Here is a 16,228-nt window from a genome sequence, read left to right as displayed (position 1 = left end):
CGGCCGTGACAGCGGCCCGGCCCCCCAGACCCCGCAGGGACGATGAGCACGTACCGCGACTTCGCACACCGCGGCTCCGCCCGCGCCACCGTCCTCAAGACCGTCGGCACCAAGGAACGCCGCTCGCACCTCACCGCCCCCCGGGTCCCCACGGTCGGGATCGACATCGGCGGCACCAAGGTGATGGCGGGCGTCGTCGACGCCGACGGCAACATCCTGGAACAGCTGCGCACGGAGACGCCCGACAAGTCCAAGAGCCCCAAGGTCGTCGAGGACACCATCGTCGAACTGGTCCTGGACCTCTCCGACCGGCACGACGTCCACGCCGTGGGCATCGGCGCTGCGGGCTGGGTGGACGCCGACCGCTCCAAGGTCCTGTTCGCCCCGCACCTCGCCTGGCGCGACGAGCCCCTGCGCGACGCGATCGCCTCCCGCCTCGTCGTCCCCGTCATGGTCGACAACGACGCCAACACCGCCGCCTGGGCGGAATGGCGCTTCGGCGCCGGCCGCGGCGAGGACCACCTCGTCATGATCACCCTCGGTACGGGCATCGGCGGTGCGATCCTGGAGGACGGCCAGGTCAAGCGCGGCAAGTACGGGGTGGCCGGTGAGTTCGGCCACATGCAGGTCGTGCCCTCGGGCCACCGCTGCCCGTGCGGCAACCGCGGCTGCTGGGAGCAGTACAGCTCCGGCAACGCCCTGGTCCGCGAGGCCAGGGAGCTGGCCGCCGCCGACTCCCCGGTCGCGCACTATCTGCTGGACCGGGTGAAGGGGAACATCCCCGACATCACCGGGCCGCTCATCACCGAACTGGCCCGTGAGGGCGATGCGATGTGCATCGAGCTCCTCCAGGACATCGGCCAGTGGCTCGGCGTCGGCATCGCCAACCTCGCCGCCGCGCTCGACCCGTCCTGCTTCGTGATCGGAGGCGGCGTCAGCGCCGCCGACGACCTCCTGATCAACCCCGCCCGGGACGCCTTCAAACGCCATCTCACCGGCCGCGGCTACCGCCCCGAGGCCCGGATCGCGAAGGCGCAGCTCGGCCCCGAGGCGGGTATGGTCGGCGCCGCGGACCTGGCCCGGCTGGTCGCCCGCCGGTTCCGCCGGGCCAACCGGCGGCGCGTCGAACGGTACGAGCGGTACGCCCAGATCTACGACCAGGCGGCGAGCACCATCCGCAACACGCGGTCCACCCGTACCGCTGACTGAACCGCAGCCGCCCTCTCAGGCGTCCACCCTTCAGTACGCCGTCACCGCAGCACCTTAGGGACCACCTGATCATGATCGCAGCCGAGCACCCCGTGGTGCCGCACCAGTCGGAGTCTCCCGGCGACGGCGAGCGCAAACCGCCCGAGGACCGCCGACGTGTGTTCAAGCGGCGCTTCATCACCGCCACGATCATCGTGCTGCTGATCGGCATCCCGGCCGGCTACCTGCTGATCTCGGCCGGCCAGAGCCGCCGCTCGGGCCAGGACAAGGAGGCCGAGGCGGCCGCCCAGGGCCTCCGTGAGGGCTGGCCCTCCAAGATGCAGCGCCGGATCTTCGAGATCCCCATCCCCGGCAACGGGCTCGGCGTCCAGTACTACGAGACGAACAACTGGAAAGCCAGCCGGATGTACGCGAAGTTCCGGACGACCTCCGCCGGTCTCGACCGCTTCCTGACCGGGGTGGGCACGGGACGCGCGGCGCTGGAGCCCGGCACGATCGACATCAGCCGGCGAGACATCAAGATCACCGGCTGGTCCTTCGGCCCGGGCGAGCACTGGGCCAGCACCACGCACAGCAACAAGAAGCCGCGCCCCACCCAGAACATCACGGTCAATATGACCGATCCGGCCAGCCCGGTCGTTTATGTCGTATCGGCAGCGACCCCCTGACGGTGAGCCGGAGGGGCGCTCAGTAATCCGGAGCGAGTGAGCGAAGTGAGCGAGACGACCCCGCAGCCCGTGCAGGCCCCCCACCCCGGTGGGCCCGCCCCGCACCCCGGAGCGCCTCACCAGGCGGCTATGGCCCCGCACCAGGGACCGGACGCCGTGCCCCCGCCGGCCGCCCCGGAGTCCTACCCGGTGCCCTACCCGGCCCCCGGCGGCCATGGGGCGCCCGGACGCCCGCCGGTACCAGGGGCCGCACAGCCGGACCGTAACCCGCTCGCCCCGCCTGCGCCGCTGACCCCGCAGAGTGTCCTGTCGCGTTGAGCTTGTCTGTGGATCTTGCGCCGAGCTGCGGTGTTGCCAGGTCGAGTGAGAACAGTCGGCTCGGGATTCTCAGTGCATCTGGCTTCTGCGGAATCCGGGGGCTGTGAGCCGAGTCATGGCAGAGCAGTCGGGGGGAATCCGGACTGGGCCTGGGGCGACGTAGGCTCACGGGCTGTGAGCCAACAGGGTGAGGTCGGGAAGACGCGCTATCTGGTCCTTCATGACTATGGGATGGGGGGTCTGTGGTGGTGGGTTCGGGCGGGCTCGGCGGAGGAGATCGTCAGTGCCTGCGCCGAGGTTGAGGTGATCGCGGACCCGGATGCTGTGAGACGTGCCGAGACGTGGGGTTTGGAGGAGGTCCGTCTTGACGATCCGGACCCGAATCCGCTGTCCAGCCTCCGCGCTCAGCGGGATGCCCAGCGTGGTCAGCCGGGATTCGGTGTCCTGGCGGGACGGGACCGTGTGTGCCTGCGCTGGGCGGAGGGCGAGGAAGGAGAGGTCTTCCTGATGGAACTCGGACCGGACGGACGGCGGTTGCGGCAGGTTGAGATCGGCCCGGACGGTGATTCGGTCAAGACGGGCGTTGAGGATTGGCCGTTCAACCCGCCGTGCGACCTTCATGATCCGCAGTATGCGTCCATGGAGATCAGACCCGGTGACTTTGAGGAAGCGTGGCAGCGGGCTCGTCACGAGTCCGAAGCCTGATCTGGCGGCTCCCCGGCCTGTGCGAGGTCGGCAGAAGCGCTGGTAGAGCGGGTCCTGGCGGCCGCGGGTGATGTAGATCCGCGCGAATCCTCGGCTCAGCTCGGCCGTTGTGGCCAGGTAGAGCTCCTTGGGATCGACGGCCTCCGTCAGCGGGGCGAGGATCAGGTCCGTCAGCACCGCGGCCTCGGGGAAGGACGCCAGGCGATGGCGATCCTCGAAGGGGATCTTCGTGCCGGCGGAGTGGAGCTCGATGCGGTCGAGACGGCGGGTCCGCCATTGGTCTCCGTCTGTCAGCTTTGTACAGCACGGCTACGACGATGCTGTCCGTGAGGCGGCCACTGCGTCCGCCGGCAGGGGTCGCATTGTGACGGATAGGGGCGTAGCACGTCACACTACTGACCAGTCACGTTGCGTAGATCTACCCACACGCCCTACCGATGCCACCGGTAACGGGCGTGTGCAAGAGTCGCCGTACGGCCGTCGGCGGCTGCCCGCCGTATGCGTGGCTGAGGGAACAGCACCTCCGGGTCCGTACAGAATGTGAGTGACGACATGTCCCCGCGCAACGGGCGAAGAGCTGGGCACCGGTGCCGCCGGCGGAGGCGACGGAGCGCTACGACATCGGCGAAGCCAGCAACGGGCTGGTGGACGGCCTGGAGGACATCTTCGGGGCCACGTCATCGACGCGTCGGCGGCTCACTCACCGTCGGGGGTTCTCTGATGACGGAACTCACCGACGGCGGAATGCTTGTCGTGCACGGTGCCGCATCTGCGGGCGCGTGGCTCGAAATGTGGGAAAGGGGCGAGGTCACTCCTCCAGGACCTGGAAGGCCGCACTCGAAGGACGGCCTCTGCTGCGCCCGGGACCCGGCCCTCGGCCGGGACGGGCGGCAGCGATGGGTAAGCGCGTCACGCGGCCTGCCGCGTCCTCGCCTCCCGCGCGGTGCGGGCAGGGGGACGGTGGCGCCGTGGCGCGCGTTGATTGGCCAACGGCAACAAGAACGGAGCAACACCGTTGACACAGCAGGTACATGAGAGCCTGGCAATCCTCCACCGCGCCGCCGGAGACGGAACGGTCTCGGTCACCGCATCGGGGCCTGCCCCGGCCAAGGCCGTAGCGAAGCGGGAGACGGACCTCGAGCCGCACGTCGGCACCGTCAGCTGGACGGCACCTCCCAGTTACCGCGCCTTCCTGGCCTCGCACAACGCGTTCGTCTGCCAACGGGAAGTGGGCGGATTCTGGGCGGAGTTCGACATCGTCGACGACGAAGCCATGGTTGAGCTGAACGCCGACCTCGTGCACCTGCCGGAGGACGTGGACCGCGGTGACGGCCGCCTGTTGTCCACGAACCACCTGGTCGGGTTTGCCGCCGACGGGGGCGGTGAGGCGGTCTGGTGCTTCGACGCCACCCGGCCGGACGCGGACGGCGAGTACCCCGTCCACTACCACCACCAGGATGCCCCGGTCGGGCTCGCATGCTTCGTCGACGGCGGCGCATGGGAGTTCCCGGACGAGGCATCGCCCGCCTTCCCCTCATTCGCGGCCTGGCTGAGCGCGATGGCCACGGCATTCACCGCTGCCGAGCCGCCGGGCTGGCTCGAGAATCTGGGCGCCCCGGTGCTTCATCGAGTAGTACGGCTCGTCCGCCGCGATGCGGTCGGTGGCGATCAGGGTGCCGTCGAGGACGACGAACCCCTCCCTCGGCAACTCGCGCAGGGCCTCGGGCAGGCTCGGGGCGCGCTCGGCGAGGATGTCGACCGTTTCGCTCACGTAGCGGCCGGCGGTCGCGATGGAGACGCCGAACCCCGCTGCGACCTGGGCCAGGGTCTCGTTCTAGCGCAGGTGCACCAGGACGAGCAGCGCCTGCCGCAGGATGAGAAGCGTTCAGTGAGGCCATTGGGAAGCGATGTCCTGCATTCGAGGAGAGAGGAACGAGCAGTGAGCAGGGTGGAACTTCCCACATTCCCTTGGAACGACGGTGAGGGTGAGAAGGGCTGGTTCGAAGGAATTGATCTGACCCTTGACACATGGAAATATGACGACCACATGCCGTTCGACGACGCCGAGGGGGTCTGGCAGGAGCTGGTCGAGCGGTTGGAGGAGGAGGGCGTCGAACTGACCGCAGACCAGGAAACGGTCGTGCGCCGCCTCTTCGACGGGCTCTGGAGCAACTACCGGGAGCCACAGGAGCAGGCCGGGGACTGAGCCCGAGGCTGACCGTCGTCGACGCCGGAGCAGGAATCACCCGGCGGGCGGACGGCGTCCGGCGGCGGATGGCCTCCCGCCAAGTGACAGGTCGTGGGACACGACCCGGCAGCGGCTGTTGTCCGGCGTCGAAGACTCCCTCAAGGTTTGAATCAGCCCTCCACACACAGCACGCACGCAGGACGCGAACCGGGGACCGGCCGTCGGTCGGGCTGCCGCTCGACGCCCGGCGGATCAGGTCGGCGTACGAGCAGGCGCGACAGGCACTGACGAGGGATCAGCTGTTCGTCGAGAACGGCCGGTACGCCCGGTTTCCGCCGCGTGTGTTCCGCTACTGCCCGACCGTCTCGCCCTCGGTGTCGATCCGCACCCACGGCCCGCCGTAGGAGCCGTCCTCGGCGGGCAGCCGCACCTCGGCGACTCCGTCGCGGAACGGCCGGACCTCGACGTACCGTCGGCCCATCGGGATGCGCCACCGCCCCGACGCGTCGATCAGGCCGTACGAATAGGGGCTGCCGACCTGCTCCTCGACCCAACTCAGCTCGAGATCCGCCGCACTGTAGGGAGACCGGTCAGTGAAGTTCGATTCGAGTGAGTAGCCGAACAGCCGGTGGGGGTCGGCCGCCTCGTCGGGCTCCGTGCAGTCCGCGAAACCGGGTTCGGCGATTTCCTGTTCCAGCCTCTTGAGCTCATCCTGCAGCCACTGCGTGAAGGTTCCCGCGTGTTCGACCACACTGGAGTCCTCGACCACCCACACCCCGTCTTCCGTCAGCGCGAAGCCGTGGATGTCAGACAGGTCGTAGCCGGCGAAGAAGGCATGACGGCACATGGTGGGCTCGCCCTCCGTCTCCTCCGGGAAGCCGTGGTCGTGGTCATGGACCATGGGCGACAGCACGGCCATCGGCTCAGGTGGCAGGAACGACATCCCCTGGCGGTCGTAGTACTCGAAACCGAGCACCGGATAGCCGACCTCCTTGACGAAGGCAAGGTAGTCGGCGGGCAGCAGACGGTCCAGCCGTGCCCCGTACGGGTGGCGGTGCATCCGTGCCGTGCGCAGGTCGGCGGGCGCGTACTCCAGTGCCCAGCCGAGCCCCTTCGCCTGGAGCGTCTGCTCGAACTCCCGCCAGTAGGAGACGATGTCGGTCATTTCATCCCTCATGTCCAAGTTGAAAGTGATGGTTACGATGCCCGATAAGGCAGTTGATCAAGAAGTCGGTGGGATGGACCACACGGAACTGTCCGAGCAGTTGCGTCATCGCGGTGACCTCGTCGTCCCCGGCCATCTCGGCGTGGCGGCGTCGCTGGTGGTCAGCGGCTCGCTCGTCGTCGGCGGTTGCCTGTACGACCACGGCTCCGAGGGGCGGATCGTCGTCGACGGAGACCTGACGGCGCGCGCGGTGTTCAGCGCCGGCGACCTGCTGGTGCAGGGAGACATCCGTGCGGACGTCGTCTGCTGCGTCAGTCTCGACCCTCGTACGACCGCCTCGGGTACGGTCCGGGCGCGGCTGGTCCTGGAGGAGGATCCCTCGGGCGCCTCGGTGGAGGCGGCCGTCCACGTCGACTACGACAGCTACCTCGCGGGATGGTCGGACGGCCAGCAGGGACTGGCGGAACGGTTGCGGGCCCTGCTGGTGGACGAGGTCTTCACCGACAACGACGGGGACGCCGAGGCACGAGTGGACCGGTACGAACTCTTCGACCGATTGCTGGCGGGGCAATCGGTGTTCCGCAGCGACGTGGCATCGACCAGCACAAGGGTGGGCGGTGAATGAGACCTGGCGGCGAACAAGTCCGGCTCCACGCGATTCGGTCGTGAAGGCTCAACTGTCGCGGGTCTCAGCAGGGCTGAGCGGTAGACCTGCGTTGACCCGTCGCTTCAGCTCGCGGAAGTCGCGGAAACCGTCCACGTGGGTGATCGCGTTGCCGTTCGTGTCATGGTCGTCGAACACGCGCAGTAGGTCGCGGTCGAAATGTTCCAGCATGCGGATGTCGTCTACGTCGATCACCTCCGGTGGGGTGGCGATCTCCAGCCTCGGCCGACCGATTACCGCGTTGGCATTCAGTGCGCCACCGACGGTGAAGTGATGGTGTTCGCCATAGAAGAGCCGGGCCTGAACGTCGCCGCCGGTGTCGTTGCAGAATTGCGCGATGATCTTGTTGCCGCCGGCATGCGGGGTGGTGGCGTCGCCGTCGACGAAATGGATGGGCAGCACGTGCGGCTCTCCTGGTGGTGTAGGGCCGGGACGAGCATTCGTCCCGACCAGTCGCGCGGCCGGTGGAGCACGGCCGTTCACGGGCGTCGGTCACGGTCACAAGGCGTCGGGTCGGGCCGCGTCCGTCGTGACCTCGCGGTGCCCGCCCGCTGGTCGAGCAGGGCGCGCAGGGCCGACGTGCCCGGTGCGGGCTTCATGTGCTCGACGGCGGCCGCGACCGCGTCATCGGTGAGCGTCCCGTCCGCCAGGCCGTCGCACACGAAGCCGAACTTGTTCAACGGCCTCACCCCGGGCGCCATTCGAAGGGAGACCAGCGCGGCGCGCGCGTACTGTTCCGGCTCGGTGGCCGCTTCCAGCAGAGCCAGTGACCGGCGGGCCCGGAAACCGGGGACGACCGGGACGTCCCCGTCGAGCGGCAGCGCGCCGAACACCGCGGCGAACGCCTCGACCAGCGGCGGGCGCCCGCCCTCCGGGCCGATCGCCGCCAGCACCTGCGCCCGCTGCTCGTCCAGCGCCGGCAGCGAGGTGTGCAGCAGCCAGTAGACCGCCAGGTGGGGATCGGCGGTGAGATGCGGCAGCTCGGCCCGCAGCGCCGTCTGAGCGTCCTCGTCCGTCGGCCAGACGGCGCGCAGATGTCCGGCGGCATTGCGCGCGAGGTATTCGTCGCTCTGGACATCTTTGCCCTCACCGTCGAGCAACGGCTGGGTCAGCAGCCACACCAGCCACTGGTAGCGCCCGGCGAGCGTCTTCGTGGTGGGCACGCCGGGTGCGTCCTGCCGTGCGGGCCGACCGGTGCGGTAGGCGTCGCGGAGCTCGTCCTCGTCGGTACCGTCGGCCAGCTCCTTCTTGAAGGAGACCCAGTCCTCCAGCGAGTCGAACCGGTCGTACAGCTCACGGGTCTCGTGATCCTGCCACCACACCCGCCCGTCCCCGCGTACATCCAGCACCGTGAAGTTGTCACCCTCGTCGTCGAGGACGAAGAAGCCGGCGAGGGTCTTGTCGATCGCCCCGAAGCAGGAGTAGTTGGCCGCCAGATGGGCGTTCACCAGATCGCCGTCGTACGACCCGGTCAGCTGTTCGTCGGACGCCTCCAGCATCCGGGGCGTGATCGGCAGCCCGTAGAACCTGTCGGCCTCGTCGTGGCTGGGCATCGTCGCTCCTCTTCAGGGCGGGTTGGAGGACGGGTCGGCCCGGCGCGATCACCACCCGTCCTTGAGACTGTTGACGGTTCGGGCCGCCCTCGTCCGCAGGACCGGGCCGAGGCCGCTCCCCGCCGACGGACGGGCTCACCTCGGGGGCCTGATGGGGGTGAGCCACGTGCGGACGGCGTGTGCCGCCACCTCTGTCTGGCCCCCGGACGGAGCCTCGCACACGCCGCATACCGAAGAGATCCGTTGAAGTACCGAACCCGGTACGCAAAATCCGGCTTCACGCGGAGAACGGGCAACCGATTGCCTGATGCGCGGGCTAACCACGCGCTCCCGCCCGCCCGTGCCCGGGCTGCCGGGGTGATCGCTGCCGGGCGCACTGCTGCCGCCTTTGAGACGATGAAGCCCGCCGGGAAACTCCGGCGGGGCGTCTGCGCACGGCGGGCTACGACGGCGTGCAGTGTCCGGCGAGGGCACCGTTGAGGACACCAAGCCCTCTGCAGGGGAGCGTCAGCTTCCGCTTCCCGGCCTGGTGGGCGGCGCCCTCGCCGCTTTCAAGGCCACACAGATCGCCGAGAAGCTCGCGGCGGGGGAGAGGTACGAGGACAAGGCATACGTGCTCGTGGACGGCCTTGGCAGGGCACTCAATGGGCGGCAGTTGCGTGAGCGCGCCTACAGAGTCATGGCCGAGAACGGGCTGCGCCGGGTCCGTCTGTACGACGCCCGCGGGAGCTGTTTCACGTACCTGGCGAACAAGGGGGTGCCGGACCACCTTCCTGCCCGCTGGGCCGGGCACATCGACATCCGCACGACCAAGCGCTGGTATGTGAAGCCGGATGTGGAGGATCTACGGTCGGCGGCGGATATGTGGGGAGGTCTGGCGAGCGCTCCGGCCCCAGCTCACGAGGCGAATGTGAGATGTGGGAGCGTGAGTGGGTGAGTGAGAAGAACGTTGAGTCCCTGAAATACTGCCTTGACGGGCCCGAGGACGCCCCGGTCCTGGTCATCGGCCCCTCCCTCGGGACGACGTGGCACATGTGGGATCGCCAGATACCCGAGCTGTCCCAGCACTGGCGGGTCTTCCGCTACGACCTGCCCGGCCACGGCGGCGCGCCCGCCCACGCCGCCGCCTCCGTCGCCGAGCTCGCCGACCGGCTGCTCGCGACGCTCGACGGGCTCGGCATCCAGCGCTTCGGCTACGCGGGCTGCTCGATCGGCGGGGCGGTCGGCGCCGACCTGGCCCTGCGCCACCCGCACCGGGTCGCCTCGCTGGCGCTCGTAGCCTCCTCGCCCCGGTTCGGCACGGCCGACGAGTTCCGCCGGCGTGGCGTGATCGTCCGCACCAACGGCCTGGAGCCGATGGCCCGCACCGCGCCGGAGCGCTGGTTCACCCCCGGCTTCGCCGCCGCGCAGCCCGCCATCGTGGAGTGGGCCGTCCAGATGGTCCGAACCACCGACCCCGGCTGCTACATCGCCGCCTGTGAGGCGCTCGCGGCGTTCGACATCCGCGGCGCGCTGGGCCGGATCGGCGTCCCCACCCTGGTGCTGGTCGGGGCGGAGGACCAGGTCACCGGGCCCGCCGAGGCCCGCACCCTGGTCGCCGGGATACCGGACGCCCGCCTCGCGCTGGTCCCCGGGGCCTCCCACCTCGCCCCCGTCGAACAGCCCGCCGCCGTCAGCGATCTGCTGCTGATGCACTTCTCCACCGCCTGGCAGCAGGACACCTCGGCCGCGATCCCCGTGCTGCCGCTCGTCCCCGGGCCCGCGACGCCCGCAGCCTCGTTCGCCCCGGTGGCCGAGATCGCCCCGGCCGCCGCCGCGCCCGAGAGCTCCGCGCCGGTGCCGGACGACCGGCACGAGCAGGGCACGAAGGTGCGCCGCGAGGTCCTCGGGGACGCCCATGTCGACGCGGTGAACGCCTCCGCCGACGCCTTCACCGAGGACTTCCAGGAGCTGGTGACCCGGTACGCCTGGGGCGAGGTGTGGAGCCGGGACGGCCTCGACCGCCGCACCCGCAGCTGCATCACGCTCACCGCGCTCGTCGCCTCAGGCCGTCTGGAGGGCCTGGCCGCGCACACCCGTGCCGCCCTGCGCAACGGCCTGACGCCCGCCGAGATCAAGGAAGTTCTGCTCCAGACCGCCGTCTACTGCGGCATCCCGGCCGCCGGAGCCGCCTTCGCCGTCGCGCAGAACGTGATCCAGGAGGAAACCACGCCGCCCGCGTAGCAGGATGGAGCCATGAACGCATCGCCTCGGGCTCTCACCCTCACCAAGAAGACCCACTCCTGCGTCCGGATCGCGAAGGAGGGGCGGGTCCTCGTCATCGACCCCGGAGGATTCTCCGAGGACGACGCGGCGCTCGGCGCGGACGTCATGCTGGTGACGCACGAGCACCCGGACCACTTCAACGAGGCGCGGCTGCGGGCGGGCCTGGAGGCGAACCCGGCGGCCGAGGTCTGGACGCTGCGCAGCGTGGCCGAACAGCTCTCGGCGGCCTTCCCGGGGCGGGTGCACACGGTGGGCGACGGGGACGCGTTCTCCGCCGCCGGATTCGACGTCACCGTGCACGGCGAGCTGCACGCGGTGATCCACCCGGACATCCCGAGGATCACCAACGTCGGCTTCCTCGTCGACGGTTCGGTCTTCCACCCAGGCGACGCGCTCACCGTTCCCGAGCGCCCCGTGGACACGCTGCTGCTGCCGGTCATGGCCCCCTGGAACAAGATCTCCGAGGTCATCGACTACGTACGCGAGGTCAAGCCGCGGCGCGCCATCGACGTCCACGACGCCCTGCTGACCGATCTGGCGCGGCCGATCTACGACAACCAGATCGGGGCCCTGGGCGGCACGGACCACGGCCGGCTCGCCCCGGGCGGTGTCACCGAGCTGTGAGCCCACCGGCGACTGTCAGTGGGAGCCGCTAGGTTGGCTGCCATGCGCATCGCCACCTATAACGTCAATTCGATCACCGCCCGGCTGCCGAGGCTCCTGGCCTGGCTGGAGAGCAGCGGCACCGATGTGCTGTGCGTCCAGGAGACCAAGTGCACGGCGGAGCAGTTCCCCACCGCCGCGCTCGCCGAGCTGGGTTACGAGTCCGCGGTCAACGCCACCGGCCGGTGGAACGGGGTCGCGCTGCTCTCCCGCGTCGGCCTCGCCGACGTCGTCACCGGGCTGCCCGACGGCCCGGACTACGACGGGGTGCAGGAGCCCCGCGCGATCTCGGCGACCTGCGGCCCGCTGCGCCTCTGGTCGGTGTACGTGCCCAACGGCCGCGAGGTCGAGCACGAGCACTACGCGTACAAGCTGCGCTGGCTGGAGGCGCTGCGGAAGGCCGTGGCGGCGGACGCGGCGGGGGCTCTGCCGTTCGCGGTCCTGGGCGACTTCAACGTGGCCCCCACCGACGAGGACGTCTGGGACCCGGCGCTGTTCGTGGGCGCCACGCACGTGACGCCCGCCGAGCGCGCCGCCCTCGCGGCCCTGGAGGCGGAGGGCCTCGGCGAGGTGCTGCCCCGCCCGCTCAAGTACGACCGCGCCTACACCTTCTGGGACTACCGCGAGCTGCGGTTCCCCAAGAACAAGGGCATGCGGATCGACCTGACCTTCGGCAACGCCCCGTTCACCGCCGCCGTCAAGGACAGCTACGTCGACCGCGAGGAGCGCAAGGGCAAGGGCGCGTCCGACCACGCCCCGGTGGTCGTCGACCTCGATCTCTGAGCCAGGATCCGGGAGGGGAGCCGCCCGCCGAGCTGACAACCCAAGGTTGACACTCCATGGGTGTCAACTTAGGGTTGACGTATGACGCAGCCGCTCCCTGTCACCCCTTCCGTGCGCCTCGACGACCTGATCGAGGCCATCAAGAAGTCGAACTCCGACGCCCTGGAGCAACTCTCCGGCGCGGTCATCGCCGCCGACCACCTCGGCGATGTGGCCGACCACCTGATCGGCCACTTCGTGGACCAGGCGCGGCGCTCCGGCGCCTCCTGGACGGACATCGGCCGGAGCATGGGGGTCACCCGCCAGGCGGCCCAGAAGCGCTTCGTCACCAAGAAGTCCGACGAGACGTCCGACCTGGACCCGAGCCAGGGCTTCGGCCGCTTCACCCAGCGCGCCCGCAATGCCGTCGCAGCCGCCCACAACGAGGCCCAGGCCGCCCGGCACGCCGAGATCCTCCCGGCCCACCTGGTGCTCGGCCTCCTCGCCGAGCCCGAGGGCATCGCCGCCCGGGTCATCACCGGCCAGGGGGTGACGCCGGAGGCCGTCCGCACGGCGGCGACCGCCGCGCTGCCCGCCGCCGCCGACGAACTGCCCGAGCTGATCCCGTACGACGCGGACTCCCGCAAGGTCCTGGAGCTGACGTTCCGCGAGGCCCTGCGGCTCGGCCACAACCACGTCGGCACCGAGCACGTCCTGCTGGCCCTGCTGGAGTTCGAGGACGGCGCCGGCCTGCTGACCGGCCTCGGCATCGGCAAGGGCGCCGCCTCGGCCGCCGTGGACGCCGCGGTGACCGAAGCGGCCGCAGCCTTCCGGCAGCAGAACGCCTGACCGGAGGCCGCCGGGTGCGGACGGCGGGGTCTTCGTGCGGGCCACGCCCTAATGCACGGAGAACCCGCCGTCCACGAACACCGACTGCCCGGTGACGTACGCCGAGGAGCGCCCCGCCAGGAACACCGCGGCCCCCGCGAAATCCTCCGCGAGACCGTTGCGGCCGGTCAGGGTCCGCGCGGCGAGCGACGCCACCTTCTCCGGGTCGGAGGCGAGACGCTCGTTCAGCGGCGTCAGCACGAACCCGGGCACCAGGGTGTTCACGGTGACGCCGTACGACGACCACGCCTCGGCCTGGGACCGGGCCAGCGACTCCAGGCCGCCCTTGGACACCCCGTACGCACCGCTGTTCACGAAGGCCCGGTGCGCCTGCTGCGAGGAGACGTGGATGATCCGCCCGTAACCCCGCTCGGCCATGCCGGGCCCGAAGCGCTGCCCCAGCAGGAACGGCGCCTTCAGGTTCACCGCCATCGTGGTGTCCCACACGTCCTCGCCGAGCTCGGTCATCGGCGGGCGCAGATTGATCCCGGCGCAGTTCACCAGGATGTCCGGCTCACCGAACGCCGCCACGGCCTCCTCGGCCCCCGCGCGGACCCCCTCGGGGGTGCTCAGGTCCGCGCTCACCCAGGCCGCCCGGCAGCCCTCGGCGGTCAGCCCGCCCACGGTCGCCCTCAGCTCCGCCTCCCGGCGGGCCACCACGACGACGCCCGCGCCGGCCCGGGCCAGGGCGCCGGTGATCGCCCGGCCGATGCCGGAACTGCCGCCGGTGACCACCGCCACCCGGCCTTCCAGCGAGAACAGTTCCGAGACGTACGCCTGTGCACTCATGTGCGTACCTTAGATATGCGCTCGGTTCCCGGGCCGGAGCGGGGTGGGGGAACGGTGAATGCCGCGTGCCCTGTGGTGCGGAACCTGGCCGGGATGGGACCCTAGTGGTATGAACATCCCTTTCTTGGACAACTGGCGTAAGCGTCAGGGTGGTACGCATTCAGGCGCACTCGCCGCCGCCGTCGAGACGGACCCCGACGGCGTGGCCGAGCTGCTCGCCGAGTGCGAACTGCTACGCGTCCGGGCGGGGCAGAACGGACTCGAACTCGACGACACTCCCGCCTCGTTGACCGCGCTCGACCAGCTGCCGCCCCGCTGGCGCGACGACCCCGAGGAACTGCCCTGGCTCGGCAACGACGCCGGTCTCTATCTCGGCACGGTGATCGTGCGGACCGTCCCGGGCGCAGCGTGGGACGTCTGGCCGAGCGGTCAGCCCGTGGTGCGGCTGGAGTCCGGGCGGGAGATCGACGTCGTCGCGGCCGGTCTCGACTGGGCGATGGCGGGCAGCCCTGAGCTCTCCCAGGTGTACGCGGAGTCCGCGGAGGGCTGAGCGGGTGCCGGCGGGCCCCGCTCGCCTCGCCTAATCCAGTTTAAAAGCCTTTTGCGTTATTTACGCGTGTCGGGTGCGAAGTCCCTTTTCGCGATGGATAGTTTGCGCTGACCTCGACACAGCGACAAGTGGGTAGGGCAGCGCATGGCCGTCGATCCGTTGATCGAACTGAGGGACGTCAACAAACACTTCGGAGAGTTGCACGTACTTCAGGACATCAATCTCACCGTCGGCCGCGGGGAGGTGGTGGTGGTCATCGGCCCCTCCGGCTCCGGGAAATCCACCCTGTGCCGGGCGATCAACCGGCTGGAGACGATCGAGTCCGGCAGCATCACGATCGACGGCAGACCCCTCCCCGCGGAGGGAAAGGGCCTGGCCCAGCTCCGTGCCGAAGTCGGCATGGTCTTCCAGTCGTTCAACCTCTTCGCCCACAAGACCGTGCTGGACAACGTCTCGCTGGCCCAGCTCAAGGTCCGCAAGCGCAAGAAGGAAGAGGCCGACGCGCGGTCCCGCGAGCTGCTGGAACGGGTCGGCCTGGCCGCCCACGCCGACAAGTTCCCCGCGCAGATCTCCGGCGGCCAGCAGCAGCGCGTGGCCATCGCCCGCGCCCTCGCCATGGACCCCAAGGCGCTCCTCTTCGACGAGCCCACCTCGGCGCTCGACCCGGAGATGATCAACGAGGTCCTCGAAGTCATGCAGCAGCTCGCCCGGGACGGCATGACCATGGTCGTTGTCACCCATGAGATGGGCTTCGCCCGCTCCGCGGCCAACCGCGTCGTGTTCATGTCCGACGGTTGTGTCGTCGAGGACCGCACCCCGGAGGACTTCTTCACGTCCCCGTCGAGCGACCGCGCCAAGGACTTCCTGTCCAAGATCCTCAAGCACTGAGGGGAGGCTTCCATGTTGCGTACGAGGAACACGCGTACGGGCAGGGCCGCCGCCCTCGTGGCCGGTCTCCTGCTCACCGCACTCGCCGCGGGCTGTGGCAAGGACGGCAGTCCGCCGGTCAAGGGGCCCAAGGCCGAGACCCTGCCGGAGTACCGGGTCGACACCGGCTTCGAACTGCCCGGCTCCCGCACCTGGACCAAGGCGAAGAGGCGCGGCCATCTGGTGGTCGGCGCCAAGGAGGACCAGCCGTACCTGGGGGAGAAGGACCCGGCGAGCGGGATCTACTCCGGGTTCGACATCGAGATCGCCCGGATGACGGCGGCCTCGCTCGGCTTCGAACCGCAGACGATCCGCTTCCGCACGATCGCCTCCGCCAACCGCGAAACGGCCCTGCAGAACGGCCAGATCGACTACTACGTCGGCACCTACACCATCAACGACATGCGCAAGAAGCTCGTCGGCTTCGCCGGCCCGTACTACATGGCGGGTCAGGGGCTGCTGGTGCGCACCGACGAGGACGACATCGACGGGCCGCAGGACCTGGCGGGCAGGACCGTCTGTTCGGCGGCCGGATCCACGCCCTACCAGCGCATCGCCGCCGACCACCCCGACGCGACGCTCGTCGCGTACGACACGTACTCGATCTGCGTCGACAACCTCCTCACCTACCAGGTCGACGCCGTCACCACCGACGACGCGATCCTGCTCGGCTTCGCGGCCAAGGCGCCCGAGGAGATGAAGGTGGTCGGCAAGCCCTTCTCCGAGGAGCCGTACGGCATCGGCGTGCCACGCAGCGACGACGCGCTGCGGAACGCCCTCAACGAGGCGCTGGAGACGAACGAGAAGAACGGCAACTGGAAGAAGGCGTACGAAGCGACGCTGGGTCGCTCCGGAGCGCCCGCGCCGACCCCGCCGCCCATCGACCGCTACCCGGCGACCTGAGGGGACGGCCT

16 protein-coding genes and 1 pseudogene are annotated in these 16,228 nt (G+C 69.9%); 11 read left to right on the top strand and 6 right to left on the bottom strand.

Features of this window, described 5'->3' with window-relative positions:
- Positions 1 to 42: 42 nt before the first annotated feature.
- Complete coding sequence (locus tag IG90_RS0131375; protein WP_030592117.1) at positions 43 to 1,209, top strand: ROK family glucokinase; 1,167 nt, start codon at positions 43 to 45, stop codon at positions 1,207 to 1,209.
- A 71-nt stretch (positions 1,210 to 1,280) separates the two neighbouring features.
- The gene (locus IG90_RS0131370; RefSeq protein ID WP_030592115.1) at positions 1,281 to 1,877 is read left to right on the top strand and encodes a hypothetical protein; all 597 of its coding nucleotides are present in this window, start codon (positions 1,281 to 1,283) and stop codon (positions 1,875 to 1,877) included.
- A 483-nt stretch (positions 1,878 to 2,360) separates the two neighbouring features.
- On the opposite strand, the gene IG90_RS44475 is transcribed toward IG90_RS0131370, so the two are convergent.
- The 3 genes and pseudogenes from IG90_RS44475 to IG90_RS0131355 form a co-directional block, all read right to left on the bottom strand.
- On the bottom strand, positions 2,361 to 3,077 hold the full coding sequence (locus IG90_RS44475; protein WP_030592114.1) for a hypothetical protein: 717 nt from the start codon (positions 3,075 to 3,077) through the stop codon (positions 2,361 to 2,363).
- A 1,438-nt stretch (positions 3,078 to 4,515) separates the two neighbouring features.
- Positions 4,516 to 4,770, bottom strand: a pseudogene (locus tag IG90_RS43935) (helix-turn-helix domain-containing protein); the annotation flags it as partial.
- A 667-nt stretch (positions 4,771 to 5,437) separates the two neighbouring features.
- Complete coding sequence (locus IG90_RS0131355; protein ID WP_030592110.1) at positions 5,438 to 6,253, bottom strand: WG repeat-containing protein; 816 nt, start codon at positions 6,251 to 6,253, stop codon at positions 5,438 to 5,440.
- 73 nt (positions 6,254 to 6,326) lie between these two features.
- Between IG90_RS0131355 and IG90_RS0131350 the strand changes: the two genes are divergently transcribed.
- A complete protein-coding gene (locus tag IG90_RS0131350; RefSeq protein WP_030592107.1) occupies positions 6,327 to 6,878 on the top strand; it encodes a hypothetical protein in 552 nt (183 codons plus the stop codon).
- A gap of 48 nt (positions 6,879 to 6,926) precedes the next feature.
- Here IG90_RS0131350 and IG90_RS0131345 read toward each other — a convergent pair whose 3' ends face one another.
- Positions 6,927 to 7,319, bottom strand: a complete 393-nt coding sequence (locus IG90_RS0131345; RefSeq protein WP_030592106.1) for a hypothetical protein — start codon at positions 7,317 to 7,319, stop codon at positions 6,927 to 6,929.
- A gap of 77 nt (positions 7,320 to 7,396) precedes the next feature.
- On the bottom strand, positions 7,397 to 8,470 hold the full coding sequence (locus IG90_RS0131340) for an SMI1/KNR4 family protein (RefSeq protein WP_030592105.1): 1,074 nt from the start codon (positions 8,468 to 8,470) through the stop codon (positions 7,397 to 7,399).
- Positions 8,471 to 8,927: 457 nt separating this feature from the next.
- Here IG90_RS0131340 and IG90_RS0131335 point away from each other — a divergent pair, with 457 nt between their 5' ends.
- From IG90_RS0131335 to IG90_RS0131315, 5 genes are all read left to right on the top strand, one after another.
- On the top strand, positions 8,928 to 9,407 hold the full coding sequence (locus IG90_RS0131335; protein WP_051860331.1) for a tyrosine-type recombinase/integrase: 480 nt from the start codon (positions 8,928 to 8,930) through the stop codon (positions 9,405 to 9,407).
- Positions 9,404 to 10,693 (top strand): bifunctional 3-oxoadipate enol-lactonase/4-carboxymuconolactone decarboxylase PcaDC, encoded by a 1,290-nt coding sequence (gene pcaDC, locus IG90_RS0131330; RefSeq protein ID WP_030592103.1) that lies wholly within the window; start codon positions 9,404 to 9,406, stop codon positions 10,691 to 10,693. The genes IG90_RS0131335 and pcaDC overlap by 4 nt, the downstream gene beginning before the upstream one ends.
- A 12-nt stretch (positions 10,694 to 10,705) precedes the next feature.
- Positions 10,706 to 11,359, top strand: a complete 654-nt coding sequence (locus tag IG90_RS0131325; protein WP_030592102.1) for an MBL fold metallo-hydrolase — start codon at positions 10,706 to 10,708, stop codon at positions 11,357 to 11,359.
- A gap of 42 nt (positions 11,360 to 11,401) precedes the next feature.
- Positions 11,402 to 12,181: an exodeoxyribonuclease III gene (locus IG90_RS0131320; protein ID WP_030592089.1), complete on the top strand. Its 780-nt coding sequence runs from the start codon at positions 11,402 to 11,404 to the stop codon at positions 12,179 to 12,181.
- Positions 12,182 to 12,262: 81 nt separating this feature from the next.
- Positions 12,263 to 13,009, top strand: coding sequence for a Clp protease N-terminal domain-containing protein (locus IG90_RS0131315; RefSeq protein WP_030592087.1), 747 nt, complete (start codon positions 12,263 to 12,265; stop codon positions 13,007 to 13,009).
- 48 nt (positions 13,010 to 13,057) lie between these two features.
- On the opposite strand, the gene IG90_RS0131310 is transcribed toward IG90_RS0131315, so the two are convergent.
- Positions 13,058 to 13,837 (bottom strand): SDR family NAD(P)-dependent oxidoreductase, encoded by a 780-nt coding sequence (locus IG90_RS0131310; RefSeq protein ID WP_030592084.1) that lies wholly within the window; start codon positions 13,835 to 13,837, stop codon positions 13,058 to 13,060.
- 109 nt (positions 13,838 to 13,946) lie between these two features.
- Here IG90_RS0131310 and IG90_RS0131305 point away from each other — a divergent pair, with 109 nt between their 5' ends.
- From IG90_RS0131305 to IG90_RS0131295, 3 genes are all read left to right on the top strand, one after another.
- Positions 13,947 to 14,387: a DUF6278 family protein gene (locus tag IG90_RS0131305; protein ID WP_030592081.1), complete on the top strand. Its 441-nt coding sequence runs from the start codon at positions 13,947 to 13,949 to the stop codon at positions 14,385 to 14,387.
- 144 nt (positions 14,388 to 14,531) lie between these two features.
- Positions 14,532 to 15,275, top strand: coding sequence for an amino acid ABC transporter ATP-binding protein (locus tag IG90_RS0131300; protein ID WP_030592078.1), 744 nt, complete (start codon positions 14,532 to 14,534; stop codon positions 15,273 to 15,275).
- Positions 15,276 to 15,287: 12 nt separating this feature from the next.
- Entirely contained in the window at positions 15,288 to 16,217 is a 930-nt protein-coding gene (locus IG90_RS0131295; RefSeq protein WP_030592074.1) for a glutamate ABC transporter substrate-binding protein, read from the top strand.
- Positions 16,218 to 16,228 lie beyond the last annotated feature (11 nt).

This window comes from Streptomyces anulatus (genome assembly GCF_000721175.1).
Classification (GTDB): Bacteria; Actinomycetota; Actinomycetes; order Streptomycetales; family Streptomycetaceae; genus Streptomyces; species Streptomyces anulatus_C.
The sequence above is the reverse complement of the archived record's forward strand: the minus strand, read 5'-3'. Positions and strand labels throughout refer to the sequence as shown.

Excerpts from the sequence above, each read along its gene's own strand:
- IG90_RS0131375 (WP_030592117.1), top strand. The coding sequence starts at position 43 with ATGAGCACGTACCGCGACTTCGCACACCGCGGCTCCGCCCGCGCCACC.
- IG90_RS0131370 (WP_030592115.1), top strand. The coding sequence starts at position 1,281 with ATGATCGCAGCCGAGCACCCCGTGGTGCCGCACCAGTCGGAGTCTCCC.
- IG90_RS0131355 (WP_030592110.1), bottom strand. The coding sequence starts at position 6,253 with ATGACCGACATCGTCTCCTACTGGCGGGAGTTCGAGCAGACGCTCCAG.
- IG90_RS0131350 (WP_030592107.1), top strand. The coding sequence starts at position 6,327 with ATGGACCACACGGAACTGTCCGAGCAGTTGCGTCATCGCGGTGACCTC.
- IG90_RS0131340 (WP_030592105.1), bottom strand. The coding sequence starts at position 8,470 with ATGCCCAGCCACGACGAGGCCGACAGGTTCTACGGGCTGCCGATCACG.
- IG90_RS0131325 (WP_030592102.1), top strand. The coding sequence starts at position 10,706 with ATGAACGCATCGCCTCGGGCTCTCACCCTCACCAAGAAGACCCACTCC.
- IG90_RS0131320 (WP_030592089.1), top strand. The coding sequence starts at position 11,402 with ATGCGCATCGCCACCTATAACGTCAATTCGATCACCGCCCGGCTGCCG.
- IG90_RS0131315 (WP_030592087.1), top strand. The coding sequence starts at position 12,263 with ATGACGCAGCCGCTCCCTGTCACCCCTTCCGTGCGCCTCGACGACCTG.
- IG90_RS0131310 (WP_030592084.1), bottom strand. The coding sequence starts at position 13,837 with ATGAGTGCACAGGCGTACGTCTCGGAACTGTTCTCGCTGGAAGGCCGG.
- IG90_RS0131305 (WP_030592081.1), top strand. The coding sequence starts at position 13,947 with ATGAACATCCCTTTCTTGGACAACTGGCGTAAGCGTCAGGGTGGTACG.
- IG90_RS0131300 (WP_030592078.1), top strand. The coding sequence starts at position 14,532 with ATGGCCGTCGATCCGTTGATCGAACTGAGGGACGTCAACAAACACTTC.
- IG90_RS0131295 (WP_030592074.1), top strand. The coding sequence starts at position 15,288 with ATGTTGCGTACGAGGAACACGCGTACGGGCAGGGCCGCCGCCCTCGTG.